Genomic DNA, 19224 nt, shown 5'->3' on the forward strand with positions numbered 1-19224 from the left:
GTTTTGACTTCATTTTAACAACTTATTACCGTTTTTTTAAAACAAGAACCGCTCCCGGTTTACAATTCAGGCTTAAAAAAACACCATCTTTATGGTCAACAATCACCTCTTTTTGGATAAGGGTATCCCATGTTTTAAAGGGTAGCTTCAATTTTGTGATGCCTCCCTTTTCCGAAACAATTTTAACTTCGTCGACCTGACCATCTTTTGTACGGGCACTGACCAGGAAAGCGCCTTCTGTCCGGAGGTTTTCAAAAGAAACAGTTTTCCATTCAGCTGGTATTGCCGGCATTATTTCAATGAAACCGGCATAACTCTGTATAAGCATTTCCTGCAAACCGGCTGCAAATGCAAAATTGCCTTCCAGGGTAAATGGGCGGTATTGAAATTTGGAGTATCCTGATTTGGTCTGATCCCCGTTTAAGTGGAAACTATTGACCGAACAAAATGCTTTTGCAAAGATACCAAGGTCCCCGGCTGCCCCTGGCCCATCCTTTGCCCTTGCCTTTAAATTGGCCAGCCAGGCATAAGAATAACCACACCAGTAGGCCGGTCCGACACTATCCAATAAATGAATTGAGTTTTTGATAATCTCCTGAGATTTTGGCCCGTCTTCCCATTTAATAAGTCCTAATGGATGAATGGCCATTACATTTGAAAAATGCCGGTGTGATTGGTTGTAGGCCATCGATGGGGCAAACATTAACTCATGATTTGGTGTAAGTGCAAAATCATCAAACTCAGCGTACACCTTTTTCCAATGCCGTTCTTCTTCTTTTAATCCCTGTTCTCCGGCAAGTTCTGCCGCAGCTTTAAATGTAAATTTCATCAGAGACAAGTCGTAATTGGTATTCTGCGGAAACCAGGCGCTGATGTCATTGTCATTGATTTCTGGACTGGAACTGATGGGCAGTTTACGGTGACCATTGTTATCCAGAACAGTCAGGTTCTCCACAAATTTTGCGGTGTTTTTTATCCAGGGGTAGGCCCTTTTACGTAGAAAATCCCTGTCCATACTGTAACGCCATTGCAAATAATAGTGTTGTGCCAGCCAGGAAGATACCGTTGGCGAAAGCGAGTATTGGATCCAGCCCCCCATTTCTGTACCATCCAATGTAGTTACTCCCGGGACTGCCAGACCATCCTTTCCAAAATACATTTTTGTATACCGCTTATAATTAGCGGTGTTGGCATCCAGGTGATCCAAATAAACCATGCCTTCCTGTAAATGATTGGCACTATAGGCGGGCCAATAACTTAACTGGGTATTCAGGTCATGATGAAAATCACCTTTCCAGGGTGGTATACGGCCATTATCGGCGGTCCAGACCGCTTGCAGGGAAATAGGTGGAGCACCTTTCCTTGAAGCCGAACCAAACTTATACTGCTCCAGGTACCATTGTTTCTCGAGTAAAGCATCAGGTACGTGGATAGCCGATTTGCTCCAGAAAATTTTCCACCATGCCGCATGTGAAGCATAATCATTTGCGTAATTGTGCTGCAATGCCTTTTTAGCTATAGCTGATGCTTTGGTATGGATCTTTTTACCAGGATATTGGGACGAAATACTCCATACCCCCTCAATGGTTGCGGCATTAATACGTTTCCATTGCACATTAACTTCATACCTGAACCCTCCCCAGCCCTGCTGTAGATAGGTAACGCTATTTCTTTCGTTTTTGATGATGCCCTGTGGATAGCCTAAACGTGACAGATCATCTCCACCTACAGGATCACCAGATACTTTTACCGCACCCTGATATCTTGGCGCGATTAACTGAGGAACAATATTATTGCTGATATGCTCAAACCTAAACCTGCCCACCGGACTGGTTGCATGGACAAATGTTTTCAGGACGATTCCATTCGCCCATTTCACCTCGCAACTGGCGTTTGAAATTTGCAGATGAACCGACTTTACATTACCCCATCCTTTGGTATCGAATTCAAGCGCCGCACCTGGAATTTTTGAAGGAGCCGGTTCACGGTCATAAGGTGCATCAAAATATCGCTGTACGGAGTCATAATCTTTCTTCCTCACCTGTTCAGTTACCCAGGAAAATTTAAACTCAGGCCGGTGCAAACCTTTCATGGGCCGCTGATCCCAAAGGTCGGCACGGTCAAGCGAAAAGCGCAAATGCGCTTCTTTTTGCCATATCAGGGCCCCAAGCATCCCATTTCCCAATGGTATGGCTTCATCCCATCGGGTGGCCAGGCTATCAAAGTGTAAATCATGACTACCTGATTGTGCAAAAACACCGTTATAAAACAAAAACCCGATAACAATAGTAAATATTCTTTTCATTGGATGCATATTAAAATACGAATCCAATTACCCCGATTTCTGGTCGGGGTAATTGGAAACAGGTGATCAATTGATTAATAACCGTCATTTTGTATGAGTTGTCTGTTCCTGTCCAGTTCGGATTGCGCAAACGGCAAAACATTATTCTTTTCGCCAAAAATCAATTGTGCTCCTCCGGGATTTTTTAGGGGTGCCAATTTAGTTTGCATTAGGTTTCTTCTTTTCAAATCATAGTAACGATGGCCCTCCAGGGCTAATTCTATTCTTCTTTCGTGGAGGATGAATTCTCTCAGCTTATCTTGGGTATTGTATACCATTTGGTCTACCGGAGGCAAATTAACCCCCGTTCTTTGCCTGATGAGATTCAAAGCAGCATAGATGGTTGCATCCGGTCCGGTTGCCTCATTTTTCGCTTCTGCATACATTAATAATACATCTGCATAACGAAGGTGAATGATATTCTGATCCGTAAGCGGTGTTTTACTTCTATCAAAAGGAAGTTTAGATAAGTCAATATATTTCTTTTGTGAATAAGTTGTCAATAGCGGATCAGACTCGTTGAATACGGAACCATCCGGATTGATGTATTTTTCGGTGGGTACCTTAATCGTGAATTTCAGACGTGGATCCCTGTTCGTATAGGGATTTGCCGGATCATAGCCTGAGCCTGCCTCATTGATCCTCTTTCCATTCGTCATCTCATAATCGTCCACTAAATTCTGATATGGAGCAATAGAGCCATACCAGCCTATCTCAACTAAAACTCCTTCACCACCTTGTGGATTGTTTGGGGCAAGGTATTTAGTCGAAAATATAATCTCCGGATTGTTTTGCTGGGTAGTAGTCAGAAAAAGGTTTGGATATCCGCCCTGATAAATCTGAAATTTACCGCCGGTAATGACTTCATTCGCTGTACTCGCTGCCAGCGGCCAGTTTTGCTGAAAAAGATAAACCTTGGCTTTTAGTGCCTGGGCGCTCCCCTTTACCGCATGACCACTATAAGCTGCATCCGGTAAATTAGCGATGGCAAAGTCGAGTTCGGCATGTACAAAAGCCAGCACATCCTCTTTTGAGCTCTTTGCTATTTTAGCTGCATCAACTGTTTGTGGTGCCGTTTTGTACAATACCACTCCGCCGAAAGCCTGCACAAGATCAAAATAGATCATCGCTCTGATAAACCTCACTTCGGCTTTATAACCCGCTTTTATTGCATCACTAACCGGGGCTTTATCTACATTATCCAGAAAGAAATTACATCCCGCTATTCCTTCGTACGGTGTGTTATAAAAGGTTCCCGGAACATTAGTTGAATTGACAACACCTAGTGTCAGGTTATTAAAGCCAAAAAAAGTGTGCCGGTCTAATGCGTTGTCAGAATAAGTATCGAGCCATAATTTGCTCTGGCCATAAAAGCCATTTTGCAGCCTTCTGTAAACACCGGCCAGTCCCATTTGTGTATCTGTATCGCTTTTCCAAAATTCCGAACTGGCAATTGCTGCAGTAGGATTCTTATCCAGAAAGTCATTTTTACAAGCGCTTAGCAAGCTAATTATGATGACCATAATTAACGATATGCTGGTTTGTTTTATGCTCATTTTATGATTTTTTTTAATGAATACCATAGATGTGATCATTGCTTCTATTATCCAGGTTAATATTTAATTTTTAAACCTGCGGTGTATATCCTTAATTGAGGGAACTGGGCAAATCTGCCGGACCCCGCTCTTTCAGGATCATTACCTTCATACTTAGTCCAGGTAACCAGATTGTCGCCGGATAGATATACAGTTATGCTCTTTGCAGCAACCTTTTTAGTGATCAATTCAGGAAGTGTATAAGAAAGGTAGAGGTTCTTTAACCTCAGATATGAAGCATCCTGCAGGAAATAAGTTGAAGTATACCCCGATACGCCTGAATAGCCGGTCAGATAAACAGCAGGGACCGTATTACTCGGATTGGTTGGTGACCATGCATTTAAAAATTTTGTTGGCGGAGCTGAACCTTGCATAAATGGTTCATATCCCCATTGGCTTACCTGGACCTTTTGCCCCTCTACACCTTGAAAAAATGCACTCAGGTTAAACCCTTTCCAGCCTGCATTCACACTGAAAGAGTAAGTATAATCCGGGAAACGGCTAATGCGGATCCTGTCTTCCGGGCCTACGGTACCATTTCCGCTGACATCTCTGATTTTTAAATCTCCGGGTTTTAATGTGCCGGAATTGGGTTGTTTTGGCGAATTGTCTATTTCCTGCTGACTCTGGAAAACGCCGATCCAGTCATATAAAAAGAAGTTATTGTAAGGCTGGCCAACTTCAATCGTTCCGATGCTCTCGGCCAAAACTTTGGTTACTTTGTTTCTGTACCTGTTAAATATAAAATTGGCACCATAGGTAAACTCTCCAATTTGGTTTTGGTGTCTTAATTCTATCTCTATTCCTTTATTGACCATCGCACCTGCATTTACAACAGGTGGGACTAAGCCTACACTAGCGGGTTGATCGGCACGCGCCGCCAATATGTCCGTTGTGTTTTTATAATACCAGTCGACAGTTGCACCAAACTTCCCTTTAAACAAGTCGACATCCAGACCAAAATCAGTGATGGCTGTTTTTTCCCATTTTAAATCTTTTTGGGTTAACCGGGACAGTAAAACGCCGGAGCTTAAGCTAGAAAACGGATAAGTGGTGTTCGAAAGGATATCCTGATATGGATAATAGTTAGGATTACCATCGGTTTGTATCTCCTGATTACCAAGTACCCCGTATGACGCCCTTAGTTTTAGATTGTCAAGCCAGGAAACCTTATTTTTAATAAAACTTTCTTCAGAGAGTTTCCAGGCCGCCGAACCACCGCCAAATGTTCCCCATCTATATTTCGGATCTACCCTTGATGTACCATCGTAACGAATATTACCTTCCAGAATATACTTACCCTTGTAATCATAGGTTACTCTGCCAAACAGCGACTGCAGCGCCCATTCAAAAGAGCTGCCACTTAAAGATTGATCTTTAGGTGAACTTCCATCTAACTCCATAATGGTATTGTTTGGGAAATCATAGCGGCTGCCACCTATACTGGTACTTCTGTTTTCTTGCTGTTCATATCCGGCTAATGCACTTATATTATGGTGATCAGCGATGGTTTTGGTATAATTAAGGGTACTGTAAAATATCTTGGTAATATTCCTTGCTGAAGTCTGTCTGAGCCCGAAAAAGGACGGATTACCATTACTTACCTGTTGATAATCTCCGGTAGAATTGGGCTGATAAGCAAATGAAGGGCTTGCAAACTGGCGTTGTCTGTAATCCTGATTAAAAAAAGTAACAGCTGCTTTTGAATACCATTTTAAGCCTTTAGCCAGGTCTACATCCAAAAAAGCCTGCGCATTAATATTATAATTTTTTGTAAACTGAGCGCCCGTATTGTAAACTTCTTCAACGGTTCTGTTGGTTCCTCCGCTGGAAACATAATCTCTGCTTGCCACTCTTCCGCTGCCATCCGGTAAAAATGGTTGAAAAGTTGGCGCAGATGCATAAGCCAGCAGCAGTAAATCATCATTGGTGAGCCATGGCGCTTTGAAATCCTGATAAGAAAAATTAACATTGGTACCTACTTTGATCCTTTTATAGGCCTGGGTAGAAAAATCAACAAGGCCATTGTACCGCTTATAAAGATATCCCTTGGTAATGCTGTTCTGATCAAGATAGTTGAGAGAAATGTTATAGTTATTTTTATCCGTACCCCCTAAGAAACTCAGGTTGTGATTTTGTATAGGTCCTTTACCCAACACATAATCCAGCCAGTTAAAATTCGGGTATTGTGCACTATTCGGATTGGCTTTGTAGGCATCAATCTGAGCCTGTGTGTATTGAGCGGCCTGTCCGCTTCTTGCTTTGGCCTGGTTGTACATTTCCATATAAGTAACCGAATTGGTAATCAATTCAGGAAACTTAGTCGCCTCACTCGTTCCCCAGTTGCCTGTATATTCGATATCATTGGTACCGGCTTTACCTTTCTTTGTGGTCACTAAAATTACGCCATTCGCCGCTCTTGACCCATATATAGAAGCAGAAGCCGCATCTTTAAGTACGGTTACACTTTCGATATCCTGAGGCGAAAGGTTAGAAATGGATCCAACTACCCCATCAACTAAGATCAGTGGATTCGGGGAAGCACCGCTTGAACCAAATCCCCTTATTCTCAATGATCCGTTGTCTCTGCCTGGTTCCCCGGTAGATTGTACAACGTCTAATCCGGCGATCCGGCCCTGTAATAAGTTCTGGACATTGGGAGCGGGGCGTTCTGTCATTGTTCTTCCTGAAACGCTTGCTACAGAACCTGAAAGGTTTACTTTCTTTTGCGTACCGTAGCCCACTACAACGACCTCTTCCAGACTCTTATCCTGTTCCTGCAGCACAACAGTCATAAAACCATCGCTTGCAGTTACCTCCCTGCTTTCAAAGCCTATAAAATTAAACGTCAATACCGCTGAAAGGTCTTTAACGCTGAGGTTAAACTCACCTTTTTCGTTGGTTACCGTACCATTTCTGGTCCCTTTTTCCACGACGTTTACGCCGGGCACTACCTGCCCCTTAGCGTCTGTTACCTTACCTTTGACCACGATGATGTTGTCATTGATCAAGGTGAGTACTGCTAAGTTTTCGTCAAGGAGACGAAACGAGATCCCAGTGCTTTCGAGTACTTCCTTCAGTACATCGGTCCAGGCGCTATTGTAAAAATTAATATCTGTTAACCTGACTTTTTTCAGGATTTCATCATTATAAACAAAATGAATCGTGGTTTGACTTTCTATTGATTTACAGATTTGCTTCAAAGTTGCTTTCTTCATAGAAATCGAAACCTTTTCCTGAGCAGAACTCTTAACTGCAAAAGTTTGAAGGGTTCCCAGTAGAATAAAAAGCATGACAATTTTTATCATAAATAAAAGCTTGAGCATAGAACGGTCCAGCCGTAGGGATACGGCCTGTGGTCCAATTTTTTTCATATATTTGGTTCTAGGTTTTGTTAATAAATGACCCTTTACGTGTTCAGACGGAGGTCATTTGACAATTCACATTAAAATGTAAAGGGGAATGTTTCAGCATTCTCCTTTTTTTGTTTGGTCGTAGTTTAGGTTCTTTTCATATTCGTTGGTTTGGTTTTATATTTGGTCGGTTGTTTAATTCTCGTTTATTTTTCCCGTTGTATATAGACTACGTTTTCCTCGATCCGGTATCTGAACCTGGTGGTATATTGGAGTGCCCGGAGTACTTCTTTTAAGGTTTTTTCCTCGAAGGTTGCCGTGAAGCTGGCTTGCTTCAGGTCTTCATCTTCTATGATGATATTTTTATTATACCACCTCCCTAATTTAGCCGCTACGTTTTCAAAGGGTTCGCCGTCAAAAACGAGTTTATCTTCTGTCCACAAACTTTCGCTGGCCTGATTATCCTTGATCGTTACGCTTGTTTTAGTCAGCAATATGGTTGGCTTTACATTCTCTTTTGCAGCGTTGGCTGAGGTACTTTTTTCATTATGTACTTTTAATTTTTCGCCCGGTTTCAGACTGATCCGGCTCGAAGACTGTCCATCGATGCTCACTTCGACCTGCCCCTGAATTAAGGTTGTTTCCGTATCTTCATCATCCGGGTAGGCTTTTAAATTAAATACAGTTCCTAAAACCTTCACTTTTATTGCATTTGCTGAAATCACAAAAGGATGGCTTTTATCATGAGCAACCTCAAAATAAGCTTCTCCACTTAACCGTACTTCTCTTGTAGGGCCGGTAAACTGTTTTGCAAGCGTAAGCTTACTATCTGCATTAAGCCATACTTTTGTTCCATCGGGTAATGTCATTTTATTCTTAGTTCCCTTTTTTGAAATAAAAACGAGCTGCGTATTTTCTTTTTGCTTTGAAATGAACAGGAAAACAAGAACACCGAGCAGAAGCGATGCAGCTACAGTTTTCAAAATCCACATTTTGAGTATGCCCTTCCCTTTTGATTCCACGATTCCCGATGGAGTTTGGTCTGAGGGGTTATGCTCCAAATGGCCCGATAGCTGCATTTTGGCATAATGTACCGTATAAGCTTTCATTGCTTCCACATATTCTGCAGCGCCTCCGGTTTCCGGCTTCGCTGTAAGCAGCTCATAAACGGACCGTAATTCAGGCTTTTCCGCCACCAAACGGAGCAGTTCATTAAATTCATGATCCTTAATATCACCAGCATTAATCCTGTTGATGAGCCAATAAAAGCGTTCGTCCTCCATTAAAATATTGGGTTGTTATTTGCTAAGACAATAAAAAGAGGGAAAGTCCCCAATGGGAATTTATTTTTTATTGATAAAGGTATGATCTCAGTGTCGCACCAATTTTTTGCAGTGCGATCTGTAAATGACGATCAACTGTATTTACCGAGATGTCCATTATTTCGGCTACTTCTTTGTAGGAAAGCCCATCTTGTCTGTTTAGCATAAAAGCCATGCGGCATTTGGGAGGTAAGGCCTTAACAGATTTTGCGATTTTTTCTTTGAGTTCAGCATCCAGCATCCGGTCAATGGGCGTAGAAAGCTCTACCATATCTGATGGTGCAACCTGATCAATATCCCATATGGTATATTTTCTGTTTTTCACAAGAAAATTAATCGAACTGTTCCTTACGGCCGAATATAAATACACTTTAAGGTTTGAAATTTCAAGAAGATTATCCATTGTCCAAACCTTCAGCAGCACATCTGATATGATTTCTTCGGCTATTTCACGTTGTTTTACATAGGTCATGCTGAAACGCAGAAGACTTGGATAGAAATGGAGAAAGAGTTCCTTATAAGCAACCTCATCCTTCATTAAGGCGATCCTTCTCTGTAGCGTATTGATGTCCATTTGGTATGTAAAAAATTGCCTGATCCCCTTTTTATTGATGTAAACGTATCAAATTAGAATTAGTATAACAAATATTTTACACACAGAAATTTCCTTACCAAAAGCGATGAAATTTTAAAAGCTCTTTTATTTAGAGTTTAGTAAAAACTTAATACTTAGGATCAATTTTTGCACAGCTTCAGATATAAGAATACGCTTTGGCAGCAATTATATTTATGAAAAAAATCCTCCTTATAACTACTTTAATGTTAAGCTATGCATTGGCTAATGCTCAATCTAACAGAGAAGACATAGCAATACGCTGGCCTAAAGCTGAATCCTGGGAACTGGACAAAAAGTTATCGGTCCAAACCGATTTCTCCCGGCGTCAACAAAAGTGGGACCTTAAGGACGGCGATAAGGAAAGCTGGCAAAAAATGGTCATTATCCTGAATGATGACCTCACAAAAAATACGAAGAGCCTGGACAGCATTGATCTTTCTCTTGACCTTAATAATGCAAAAGGCACGACGTTTAATCTCCTGAAAGAAAGAAAAAACGGCACCTTCCCTTATAAACTGATCAGTCTGGAAAACAGAAAAGTTAAATCTGAACAAAGCCCTGTTTCTACGCTTGTTTACCTTGTAGATGGCAAGACTTGCAGACATATAGTACTCATTTCAGCGAAAACACCACAATTCCCGGCAGATTTCCTGGAACAATGGTCGGAAATTTTATTAAACAGCAAGATTGTCCCTTCTAAAGAAGGGAATTTTGAATATACAGATGATGCCTATGTAGATGTAAAGGAAAGCAGCGGACCTGATGCATTTTACATTACCGCCCGTTTTAAACCGGATCAGGTGCAACATCTGCTGCAGGGGCAATCCGCTAATATTGTTATAGATGATTTCCCTGAATTTAATCTTTCCGGCAAAGTATCGGAGCTCAATAATTTAAAAAATGAAACGGGCACTTTTCCGGTGACTCCTCCGGATAACAGGAGTGGAAATTATATAAAAATGGTAGAAAGGCTACCTGTTACTCTTAAAGTTGAAATTCCATTGGCGCTTAAGGACAAACTGAAAAGTAGAATGAGTTGCAGTGTCAAGGTGGCAACTACTAAATAAACAACTGGTTAACAGACAAATAAAACATAATAACCCGGCAATGATCCGATTAAAAATCACAACATTATTTTTAACCATACTATTTTTAGGATGCAAAGAGCCAACAGAAGAAGTTTTCCTGAATTATAAGGAACATGAAAAAGAGATTCTCGATGCAAAGAAATATTTCTCAAGCATAATGCCAAATGATGTCGCATTTTATATAAAATTCCATCCAAAAGATAAAGTTGATTTCACGCTACGCCAGAAAAATTATTGGAATAAATCCTCTTGGCTGAAAAGTCCGATCTTTGACGAATATGGGCAATATCGGGAATTTGATATAGACATGAATAGTGGCGAACTGAGTTTAGCACTTGACCTGATAAATATAGACAGAAAAAAGCTTGAAAAAATAAGACGATACTTAAATAAGGCAAACTGTATCTCCATCAGCAAAAATTTCAATTTTCAATTAGATACCGCAAGCGCCTATATTTCCATTGGTTACCCAACAGCTGATTTATATGGCTTAAACTACATCATGTTCGAAAATTCAATGAGTTCAAAATTGATGGCGGATATCAATGATGCCTGTAATTATAAAAAAATAAATAATAAAGTTCTCGTCGAATATGGCGGTCCCGCATTCGGGTCTAATTGCTTTCCTGATAAAAGGGACTAACAGCAGATAACATTAACCTGGTGAAAGAAGATAATTTCCTCTTGCCTCAAAGCCGGGATAGGCGCATTTGTTTTTAGATCCTGGTTTATTCTAACGGAAAAGACCAAACACAAAAGCCTCAGATTTCTCTGAGGCTTTTGTGTATACCCAGCTTTCTGCACCTTTTAATTCCAATTGTCAATTTTGACATCAATCGGATCAGGGGCACCCTTTCCTGTTTCTATAAGAGATTTAAGGCTCATCAGAAATATCGCCCATTTAGTGCTGCAATGGTGCATAAACTCCACAGGTTCTTTCCAGTTCAGGTGTTTGAAGAGTACAATAATGTAATCGCCGTCTTGTTTCAGCTCAAAGTTAATGGTGGTACCTACCCATTCTTCCGGTCCTTCCGCAATCTCCCAAACCACATGGTCAGGTGCATTAAGTTCGGCAACTTTCATGTCGAAGCCTCCTGCGCCGAAGCGAAATTTAATGATGTTACCCACTTGATTTCCTTCTCCCTGAGTATTGCTGGTCCACCATCCGGCCAGACCACTTTCGGTAGTCAGTGCCCGGTATACATCTTCCAGGGATGATGATTTAATTCCAATTCTATGCAAGATATCTGCCATAAGTAGTTCCTCCTTTTTTAAGTAAAAATAAACACTAAAACTTTGACAAACAGGGTGTAAAATAGACATTATGACGGGTTGATCTGGACAAAAGAAATCGTTAAATTCGTTAAAAAGAAGAGATGAAACATCTTACTATAGTCGTTCCGGAAGGGCAGAATAACCTAAGCAGTATTGTAGGTGCTTATAAAATATTTACAAGAGCCAATGAATATTGGGTAAATACCGGAAAAAAGGAATTGTTTAAAATTCAACTGGCAGGCATTTCTAAAGAGGTAAACCTTCATGAAGGCTTGTTTACCGTAAAACCACATATTAGTATTACGTCACTAAACAAAACCGACCTTATTATTATCCCTTCCTTAAACCACAACTATTATGATGCAGTAAAGGACAATAAATTACTGATCAACTGGATCGAAAACCAATATAAAGCAGGCGCCGAAGTTGCCAGCATTTGTACCGGAGCATTTTTGCTTGCTTCAACAGGTTTACTGGATGGAAAAAATTGTTCTACACATTGGGCTGCAGCAGAGAATTTCAGGATGATGTTTCCTAAAGTAAAGTTGCATGCCGACCAGCTGATTACCGACGAACACGGAATTTATACCAATGGAGGAGCTTATTCTTTCCTTAATCTGATGGTTTATCTGGTAGAAAAATATTACGACAGGTCAACTGCGATCTTCTGTTCTAAAGTATTTCAGATCGAAATAGACAGACAAAGTCAGTCGGCATTTACCATATTTACCGGTCAGAAAAAGCACGAAGATGAAATCGTCAGAAAAGCACAGGATTACATTGAAAATAAGCTGGCTGAAAAAATATCCGTAGCACATTTGTCTGCACTCTTCTCCGTTGGCAGGCGAAATTTTGACAGAAGGTTTATTAAGGCTACAGGAAATACTCCTGTTGAATACGCACAAAGGGTAAAAATTGAATCTGCCAAGAAAACATTTGAAACGAGTCAAAAAACAGTCAGTGAGGTGATGTACGCAGTAGGCTATTCTGATCTGAAAGCATTTCGGGAAGTCTTCAGAAAAATCACCGGCTTATCTCCGTTGGAATACAGGCAAAAATATAATAAAGAATCACTAAATTAGTACTGACGTCCAAATCTACCCGCTACTATGTCTATTTCGACCCATCCTTTGAACGTAATTTGCCTTTAAATTAGTGAAGAACTTAAATTGGAATGCTGATAAACATCAAATTTCTTATGAATTCTACATACTCCATTAAAACCTAAAAATTATGAAAATTAAAAGTCTGGTAGTTGCACTATGTTTACTCATAGGCAGTCAATTGGCAAAAGCGCAGGTCACTGTAACTGATCTGGTAAAAGACTGGGAAAGGTCCAGGGCTTATACCAAAGAATATCTGGATGCAATGCCCGAAAGTGGCTATGCTTTAAAACCTACCCCGGAAATGCGTTCTTTTGCCGAGCAGGTATTACACCTGGGAGATGCCAATTATGCCTTCGCTTCGGCAGCAACCGGCGTGAAAAGTCCGGTTGGTCAGGGTGAGCTGGAAAAAACCAATGATAAATCAAAAACCAATGTCAGCAATTTAGTACTGGCGAGCTATGATTTTGTAATTGATCATGTAAAACAGTTATCCGAAGCGCAACTGAACGAAACCACCAAATTGTTTGGAAAGTTCGACATGTCTAAAAGAATGGCTTTGGCTAAAGCTTTTGAACATCAGGCGCATCACAGGGGGCAAACCACCGTATATCTTCGTCTGGCAGGCGTTAAACCTCCACAGGAAAAGTTATTTTAATATCAACAGGAATCAGCTTAATCAGAAAAACTTTTGCTGATCACTTCCAGGTAGGTTTCATTGTTAGATCGCTTGAAGATGATGTTTCTGCATTGGTTGAACTGAACGAATGCTTTTAAGGCCTGAATAAACTGTTCAAGAATGATTCGCTCCAGATCAAGGGGCTCAAAATGGATGTTATGGACGATCAGCACTTTTTGTTTGCGATCGGCTTTGGCATCCATTCTTGCGATAAAGACATCCCCCGCGAGTATTGGTAATGAAAAATAACCGTACTGGCGTTTAGGAGCAGGCACGAAGCATTCGATCTGGTAATCAAAATTGAAGAAATCCTTTAAGCGGTGCCGGAAAACGTTGAGGATATCGAAGGGTGAGAGGATGAAAACTTCATTGGAAAGTTTAATGTCCATTTTCTGATGGGGAAGCATATACAACGGACCTTTTATCCCCTCTACATTTACCACTTTTACTTCAGCCGCCTGAACCATCTTTTCCAGCTCCTGTTTAATTGTGTTGCCTTTCACCCTTCGGGAACGCCAGGCCATTTCCTTAACCGAAGCGATACCCAGGGCACCCAGTGTGCGGGAAATGACAAAACGGACATATTCATCGTCTGTAGGCATGGTCAAGTCGGTTTCCTGTGGCACTAAGTTGAGCGGCAGGTCGTAGACTTTCTGAAACGCTTTGGTCCTGCTGATCATCAGGCTTCCATTGAGGTAGAGCCTTTCGAGTGCAACTTTAGCAGGCCGCCAATCCCACCAGCCAGAACTGGCTTCCATACGATCGTTCTCAAAATCACCAACCATTACTGCCCCTTCCCTTTCTACCCGATCCATAATCTCCTTCATTAAATTAATTTCTGGCTTGCTTGGCGGATTGCCCTGCGTTTCAAAGGCCTTTTTTACAGGCAGCGAAAAACGGAAATCCCGCATGGGAAGATAACCCGCATCTGAAGTGAAGTACTCATAAACACGACCATCTTCGCAAAGCTCGGCCAGCCATTCCGTTTGATAGTCTGGTATTCGAGCGGCCATCACATGATGATGGGCACGCTCCACAACGTAATTCGTATCCAGTTGAACGAAACCAAGATGGTCAATCACACGATAGACGGCTTCGATTCCTGTTCCGAATTGTGCGTTACGGGCAAGTCCGGCAGCCTGAAGAATGATCTTGCGCGCCTGTAGTTTCGTAAGGGTGACAGGTTCCATCAGATAAAAATAACCAGAATAGCTTGTTTTTCCTTAGAATCTCCGCGTTCAAATGTTCTTTTTAATTTAACATTATCAATAACCGGCGCATCAGCATATAACAAATGATATTTTATAGATTTGAGAATTAGCAATAAGTAGCATGTAATATGGGTAAAAAGGCAGCCGACCTACCAATTTTGAATCTCGAAGGCCAAACCTTTCCAGGTTTGTACATCCGTAATCTGGAAAATCAAGTCAGTCAGTTGCCACTAAACACTTTACATCGGGACGATTATTTAATCTTTATCTTACAGATTTCCGGAGAGAGCGTCCTGGAAATTGACTTTTTCAAAAGTATATTGTTTCAAAACTGTATTTGCTGCATCCTACCGGGAAGTGTACACCAATTATTGTCGGTAAATAAACCGAAAGGCTGGCTACTGGCGGTAAACGGTGACCAGATAGACGAGCGCTTCCGGTCAATATTGTCAGAAGGCAATGCAGGAAGTCCGATACCTATCGACCCGGATTTAGCCTCACAACTTGAGCGTATTTTATTGGTCATCTGTCAGCAGAACCATGTGAAAACGTATAAAAGCTTAACGGTGATAAGCCATCTGGTTTCTGCTTTTGCCGGGATACTTTGTTCCAACACTACAGTTCATATTGATGCTAACGCCACAGACAGAAACTCGTCTATTGCTGCACAGTTTAAAAGCCTGCTAAGGAAGCACTATCGCCGGCAAAAATCACCGTCCTGGTATGCAGGTCAATTAAATTTATCCACATCATATTTAAATGAGTGCATTAAATCAGCTACCGGAAGCACAGTGAGTAACTGGATACAAAAGGAGATTGTACTTGAAGGGAAACGGCTTTTGGCATTTTCAAAAAATAGCACAAAAGAAATTGCCTATGATTTAGGATATAATGACCCCGCATATTTTAACCGGCTATTTTTAAAGCTCACAGGAACAAGACCAGCTGCGTTTAGAAATAATTACCGTAAATAGTACCTATTTTTCCCGTAATCAGACCTGTTACCTAATTTAGGAATGCTATTATTTTGCATTAAAAAAATATGAAAAATAACAAAGCAATCCTCAAAGAACTCTTCCAGGAGATATTCGCAAATCCGGTTTACAATGAATATGTCATCTCGCGGTATTTCACACCTGATTATCGCCAGGAAGTGGATGGCAAAATTCTTAATTACGAACAGTTTTGTAAACACATCAGGGCTCAGGAAGAAGTTGTTGCATCAATGTCCTTTGAGTTTCAAACACTCGTTGAAGAAGGGAATATCCTTTTTTCGAATCATATAGCAACGATAAAGATGAAGAATGCTGAAAGTCTGGAAATCAGGGTTATTGGTGAATTTCATTTTATAAATGGTAAAATCAATTATTGTAATGAACTGACACATATGATCAGCGGCGATTCAAGCAATAAGGATTTAGGTTCCAGACATTAAGTCACTTTTGCCCAAACCGCTAATACGGTTTGGGCTTTTTTAAGCCGCTTCAAATTTTAGAAGTATGTAATACTAACGCAATACATGCATTATGGGAAGTAAGAGACATGATTTTCAGGTTTACGTTTGTTCCATGGCTGAGCAAGCTCTAATTGTGCCGCCAGTTTAAATAACATGGCCTCATTTCCGGTTTTTGTCGAAAATGTGATACCGATAGGCATTCCGGTACTGCTCCATCCTAAAGGCAGTGTAATGGCAGGAGCACCTGAAATATTGAATACCTGCCCAAAAGGGGCAACTTTACAGGCTTCGAGCACCCAATTGTGCCAGGTTAAATCATGTTTCTGAATTTTCGAACGATCTGCTAAAGGAGCCTGAACCGCATTTGTAGGTGTAATCATAACATCATACTTTTCAAAAAAATTACCCGCTGCACGGGCTACGGTATTGGAATACTCTACGGCGGCTATCAAGTGCTGTGCAGTATAAGTCATTCCATCATCATAGCCTTTAAGGCTGCTTTGTTCGAGTGTTTTTGCTGAAATTTCTCGTCCTGTTATGGCCTGCAGGTTGTTGATGCCATAAGTAGTATAAGAAGCCCATATGGTTTTTATACAGTTCAGCAACTGGTCTTCGTCGAGGTTAAAGCGATTCGAATCTACCAGATGGCCCATCGATTCACAAAGTTTTGCAGCCCGCATAGTGGCTTCAAGTACTTCAGCATCTACATCTGCACTAATCCATGGCTCTACATTTATAGCAATTCTAAGTGATGCTGGCTTTTCTAACATAGCTGACAGATATGATGTCCCATTTTTGGGCGTGAAATAAAATTCACCCGCTGCTGGTCCGGCAGTTGCATCCAGCACGGCAGCAGAATCTCTTACCGTTCTGGTTAAAACATGTTCAGTGGCCAGACCCAGGAAAAACTGACCGGCACCCGGACCCACTGGATTAAGGTTTCTGCTAGGCTTCAAACCAACCAGGCCGGTGAACCCTGATGGTGTCCGGATCGAACCGCCAAGATCTGTTCCGTGAGCGACAGGCACTATTCCTGAGGCAACTGCTGCGGCAGAACCACCGGAAGAACCGCCCGGGGATAAATCTGAGTTCCAGGGATTGCGGGTGATACCACAAGCCAGGGACCCGGTAACGGCTGCACTGCCAAATTCCGGAGTAGTAGTGCGCCCTAAAATGTTGAATCCCGCCATTTTATATCGTTTTACCAGTTCGCTGTCATGGTCAAACTTTAATCCACGGGCTATTCTGCTGCCCATCTCTGCATTTTTATTTGCCTCATAGGCCCCCAGATCTTTCATTAACATTGGAACACCATCGTAAGCTTCATGATTTGCTAAAAGTTCATTAGAGACAACTGCCCGCTCTTCATAATATTCAACCAAGGCATTTAATTTCGGGTTGATCGTTTGAATAGCCTTTATTGCACATGCTGCAACTTCAGATTTCGTTACTTCTTTTTTTCTAATCAGCTCTGCCAGACCCAGGCCATCAAAGGAGCTGTATTCTTTTAAATTCATTCTTTATATTTTTTTGTAACAGCAAATTTATGCTGATAACACACCCTGACATCTGTATTAATTTGCCATAAAAAGGGTAAATTTGGATGTGAAACAAAATCTTTATTACCCATTTGAAATCCTTTATAAGGAGATTAATGAATGTTTGAAATCTGGTTATAGCCAGAATTTCTTCGAATTGGTCTATATAGTTGAGGGCACGGGGATTCAACATATTAATAAGAACACCTTTAATTATGCTGCAGGTCATCTGTTGCTCATCACTCCGGAAGATCATAATTCTTTTGAAGTGATCACAACGACGAAGATTTTGTTTATTTGTTTTAGTGATATCTATCTCAAGTCTGCACCCGTTGGCGTGAATGAGAAAGAGCGAACGCAATGGGTAAAAAGGCTGAATTTTATACTTCATCATGCCAGCCATTTACCCGGATGCATTTTAAAAGAGGAGATTGACAAGGCATTAGTGAAATCGTTGGCCGCAAGCATCGTGGAAGAACAGCGGTATAGTCACCTTTATAGTAAAGAGTTGATTCAGCAATTGATGAATAGTCTGATCTTATTGGTTGCGAGGTCTATTTCGGAAAGTTTACCAGAAAGGCTTTCCCCAGTTACTGACCAGAAGCTTTTGAGCGTGTTTCAGTATATACAGGATAATATCTATTTTCCTGATCGACTGAAAGTATCAGTGATATGCATTCAGTTCAATATGTCGCCCAACTATTTTGGTAAGTTTTTTAAAAGGCATACCGGTGAAAATTTACAGGATTACATACTGAAATCTAAGATAAAAATCATTGAAATACGCTTATTGAGTAGTGATATGAGGATCAATGAAATTGTTAGTGAGTTGAAATTTTCTGATGAAAGTCACTTGAACAGGGTATTTAAAAAATATAAAGGAATGAGTCCTTCGTCATTTCGGAAAAATGAACTGGCTAAGTCCTATCCTGGCTAGCTTTGATTTGTAAGATGGATTTACAGCTATCTTTTGTTGGTACTTATCAATGAACAGTATAATTTTAAAGACTTTCTGGCATTTGCCCGGCAACTCTTCGAATTCTTTGCTTAGGACAGCTAAAACTTGTATTTCAATGATTTGATAGCGTAATCTCTTCCTTATTATGTAAGGATTTAATTATCAGATATATAAACAAAAAAAAGGGAATCTCATTGCTGAAATTCCCTCTTTCTGTGGTGCTCAACGTACCAGTGTACTCGAATCAGTTCTTGGAAGATTTAAAGAAAATGGCCAATCTTAAAAATGCTATTTCAGGCCCTCCCCTTAGTAGGGATTTTAAACTTAGATACAAAAAATGCTATACGGATCAAGAATCAAGAAAGAGACCCTTATCGACTATCTGGAAGGAAAATGGATTAGGAGATTATAATTCAGAATAGTACCAACACCATAAATATTTTATCACTAGTGAGTATTTCACTGGTGATAAAATATTCATTTTATAACTACTAGATATGTAAAACGTCTAAAGATAACATCTATTGATTGTTGGAAAAGTATATTTAAAGGCAAAGAAGCACTTTGTCGAAATTAAAGCATCTGATGATACCGTGGAGCTGTTACATTTTAAAAACATCAATTATCAATCGAACTCAAATAAAAAACAAATTACAGATCAATCACCTAGACCTGTATTCAATCGT

Annotated in this window: 15 protein-coding genes; 7 read left to right on the forward strand and 8 right to left on the reverse strand. The window is 40.7% G+C overall.

What is annotated here, in order from left to right:
* Nucleotides 1-25: 25 nt before the first annotated feature.
* The 5 genes from DBR43_RS09305 to DBR43_RS09325 form a co-directional block, all read right to left on the reverse strand.
* The gene (locus DBR43_RS09305; RefSeq protein WP_199756991.1) at nucleotides 26-2305 is read right to left on the reverse strand and encodes a glycosyl hydrolase family 95 catalytic domain-containing protein; all 2280 of its coding nucleotides are present in this window, start codon (nucleotides 2303-2305) and stop codon (nucleotides 26-28) included.
* Between the two features lie 74 nt (nucleotides 2306-2379).
* Complete coding sequence (locus DBR43_RS09310; protein ID WP_124580017.1) at nucleotides 2380-3900, reverse strand: RagB/SusD family nutrient uptake outer membrane protein; 1521 nt, start codon at nucleotides 3898-3900, stop codon at nucleotides 2380-2382.
* Nucleotides 3901-3956: 56 nt separating this feature from the next.
* Nucleotides 3957-7313, reverse strand: coding sequence for a TonB-dependent receptor (locus tag DBR43_RS09315; RefSeq protein ID WP_199756992.1), 3357 nt, complete (start codon nucleotides 7311-7313; stop codon nucleotides 3957-3959).
* A 185-nt stretch (nucleotides 7314-7498) separates the two neighbouring features.
* Nucleotides 7499-8575: a FecR family protein gene (locus DBR43_RS09320; protein WP_124580019.1), complete on the reverse strand. Its 1077-nt coding sequence runs from the start codon at nucleotides 8573-8575 to the stop codon at nucleotides 7499-7501.
* Nucleotides 8576-8642: 67 nt separating this feature from the next.
* Complete coding sequence (locus DBR43_RS09325) at nucleotides 8643-9188, reverse strand: RNA polymerase sigma-70 factor (RefSeq protein ID WP_124580021.1); 546 nt, start codon at nucleotides 9186-9188, stop codon at nucleotides 8643-8645.
* Between the two features lie 215 nt (nucleotides 9189-9403).
* Between DBR43_RS09325 and DBR43_RS09330 the strand changes: the two genes are divergently transcribed.
* Nucleotides 9404-10297, forward strand: a complete 894-nt coding sequence (locus DBR43_RS09330; protein WP_124580023.1) for a hypothetical protein — start codon at nucleotides 9404-9406, stop codon at nucleotides 10295-10297.
* 40 nt (nucleotides 10298-10337) lie between these two features.
* Nucleotides 10338-10961, forward strand: a complete 624-nt coding sequence (locus tag DBR43_RS09335) for a hypothetical protein (protein ID WP_124580026.1) — start codon at nucleotides 10338-10340, stop codon at nucleotides 10959-10961.
* 164 nt (nucleotides 10962-11125) lie between these two features.
* Here the strand turns inward: DBR43_RS09335 and DBR43_RS09340 are convergent, their stop codons facing one another.
* Nucleotides 11126-11572 carry an SRPBCC family protein gene (locus tag DBR43_RS09340; RefSeq protein ID WP_124580028.1) on the reverse strand — a complete coding sequence of 149 codons (447 nt, stop codon included), beginning with the start codon at nucleotides 11570-11572 and terminating at the stop codon, nucleotides 11126-11128.
* 122 nt (nucleotides 11573-11694) lie between these two features.
* Between DBR43_RS09340 and DBR43_RS09345 the strand changes: the two genes are divergently transcribed.
* On the forward strand, nucleotides 11695-12675 hold the full coding sequence (locus tag DBR43_RS09345; RefSeq protein ID WP_124580030.1) for a GlxA family transcriptional regulator: 981 nt from the start codon (nucleotides 11695-11697) through the stop codon (nucleotides 12673-12675).
* 151 nt (nucleotides 12676-12826) lie between these two features.
* Entirely contained in the window at nucleotides 12827-13354 is a 528-nt protein-coding gene (locus DBR43_RS09350; RefSeq protein ID WP_124580032.1) for a DinB family protein, read from the forward strand.
* 17 nt (nucleotides 13355-13371) lie between these two features.
* Here DBR43_RS09350 and DBR43_RS09355 read toward each other — a convergent pair whose 3' ends face one another.
* The gene (locus DBR43_RS09355) at nucleotides 13372-14565 is read right to left on the reverse strand and encodes a winged helix-turn-helix domain-containing protein (protein WP_124580033.1); all 1194 of its coding nucleotides are present in this window, start codon (nucleotides 14563-14565) and stop codon (nucleotides 13372-13374) included.
* Nucleotides 14566-14744: 179 nt separating this feature from the next.
* Here DBR43_RS09355 and DBR43_RS09360 point away from each other — a divergent pair, with 179 nt between their 5' ends.
* Together DBR43_RS09360 and DBR43_RS09365 are read left to right on the forward strand one after the other, a co-directional pair.
* A complete protein-coding gene (locus DBR43_RS09360) occupies nucleotides 14745-15560 on the forward strand; it encodes a helix-turn-helix domain-containing protein (RefSeq protein ID WP_233602917.1) in 816 nt (271 codons plus the stop codon).
* Nucleotides 15561-15628: 68 nt separating this feature from the next.
* Nucleotides 15629-16021 carry a nuclear transport factor 2 family protein gene (locus DBR43_RS09365; protein ID WP_124580037.1) on the forward strand — a complete coding sequence of 131 codons (393 nt, stop codon included), beginning with the start codon at nucleotides 15629-15631 and terminating at the stop codon, nucleotides 16019-16021.
* A gap of 89 nt (nucleotides 16022-16110) precedes the next feature.
* On the opposite strand, the gene DBR43_RS09370 is transcribed toward DBR43_RS09365, so the two are convergent.
* Nucleotides 16111-17559: an amidase gene (locus tag DBR43_RS09370; protein WP_124580038.1), complete on the reverse strand. Its 1449-nt coding sequence runs from the start codon at nucleotides 17557-17559 to the stop codon at nucleotides 16111-16113.
* 88 nt (nucleotides 17560-17647) lie between these two features.
* Between DBR43_RS09370 and DBR43_RS09375 the strand changes: the two genes are divergently transcribed.
* On the forward strand, nucleotides 17648-18517 hold the full coding sequence (locus tag DBR43_RS09375; protein WP_124580040.1) for an AraC family transcriptional regulator: 870 nt from the start codon (nucleotides 17648-17650) through the stop codon (nucleotides 18515-18517).
* The last annotated feature ends 707 nt before the right edge of the window (nucleotides 18518-19224 follow it).

The organism is Pedobacter sp. KBW06, from assembly GCF_003852525.1.
In the GTDB taxonomy this organism is placed as follows: Bacteria; Bacteroidota; Bacteroidia; order Sphingobacteriales; family Sphingobacteriaceae; genus Pedobacter.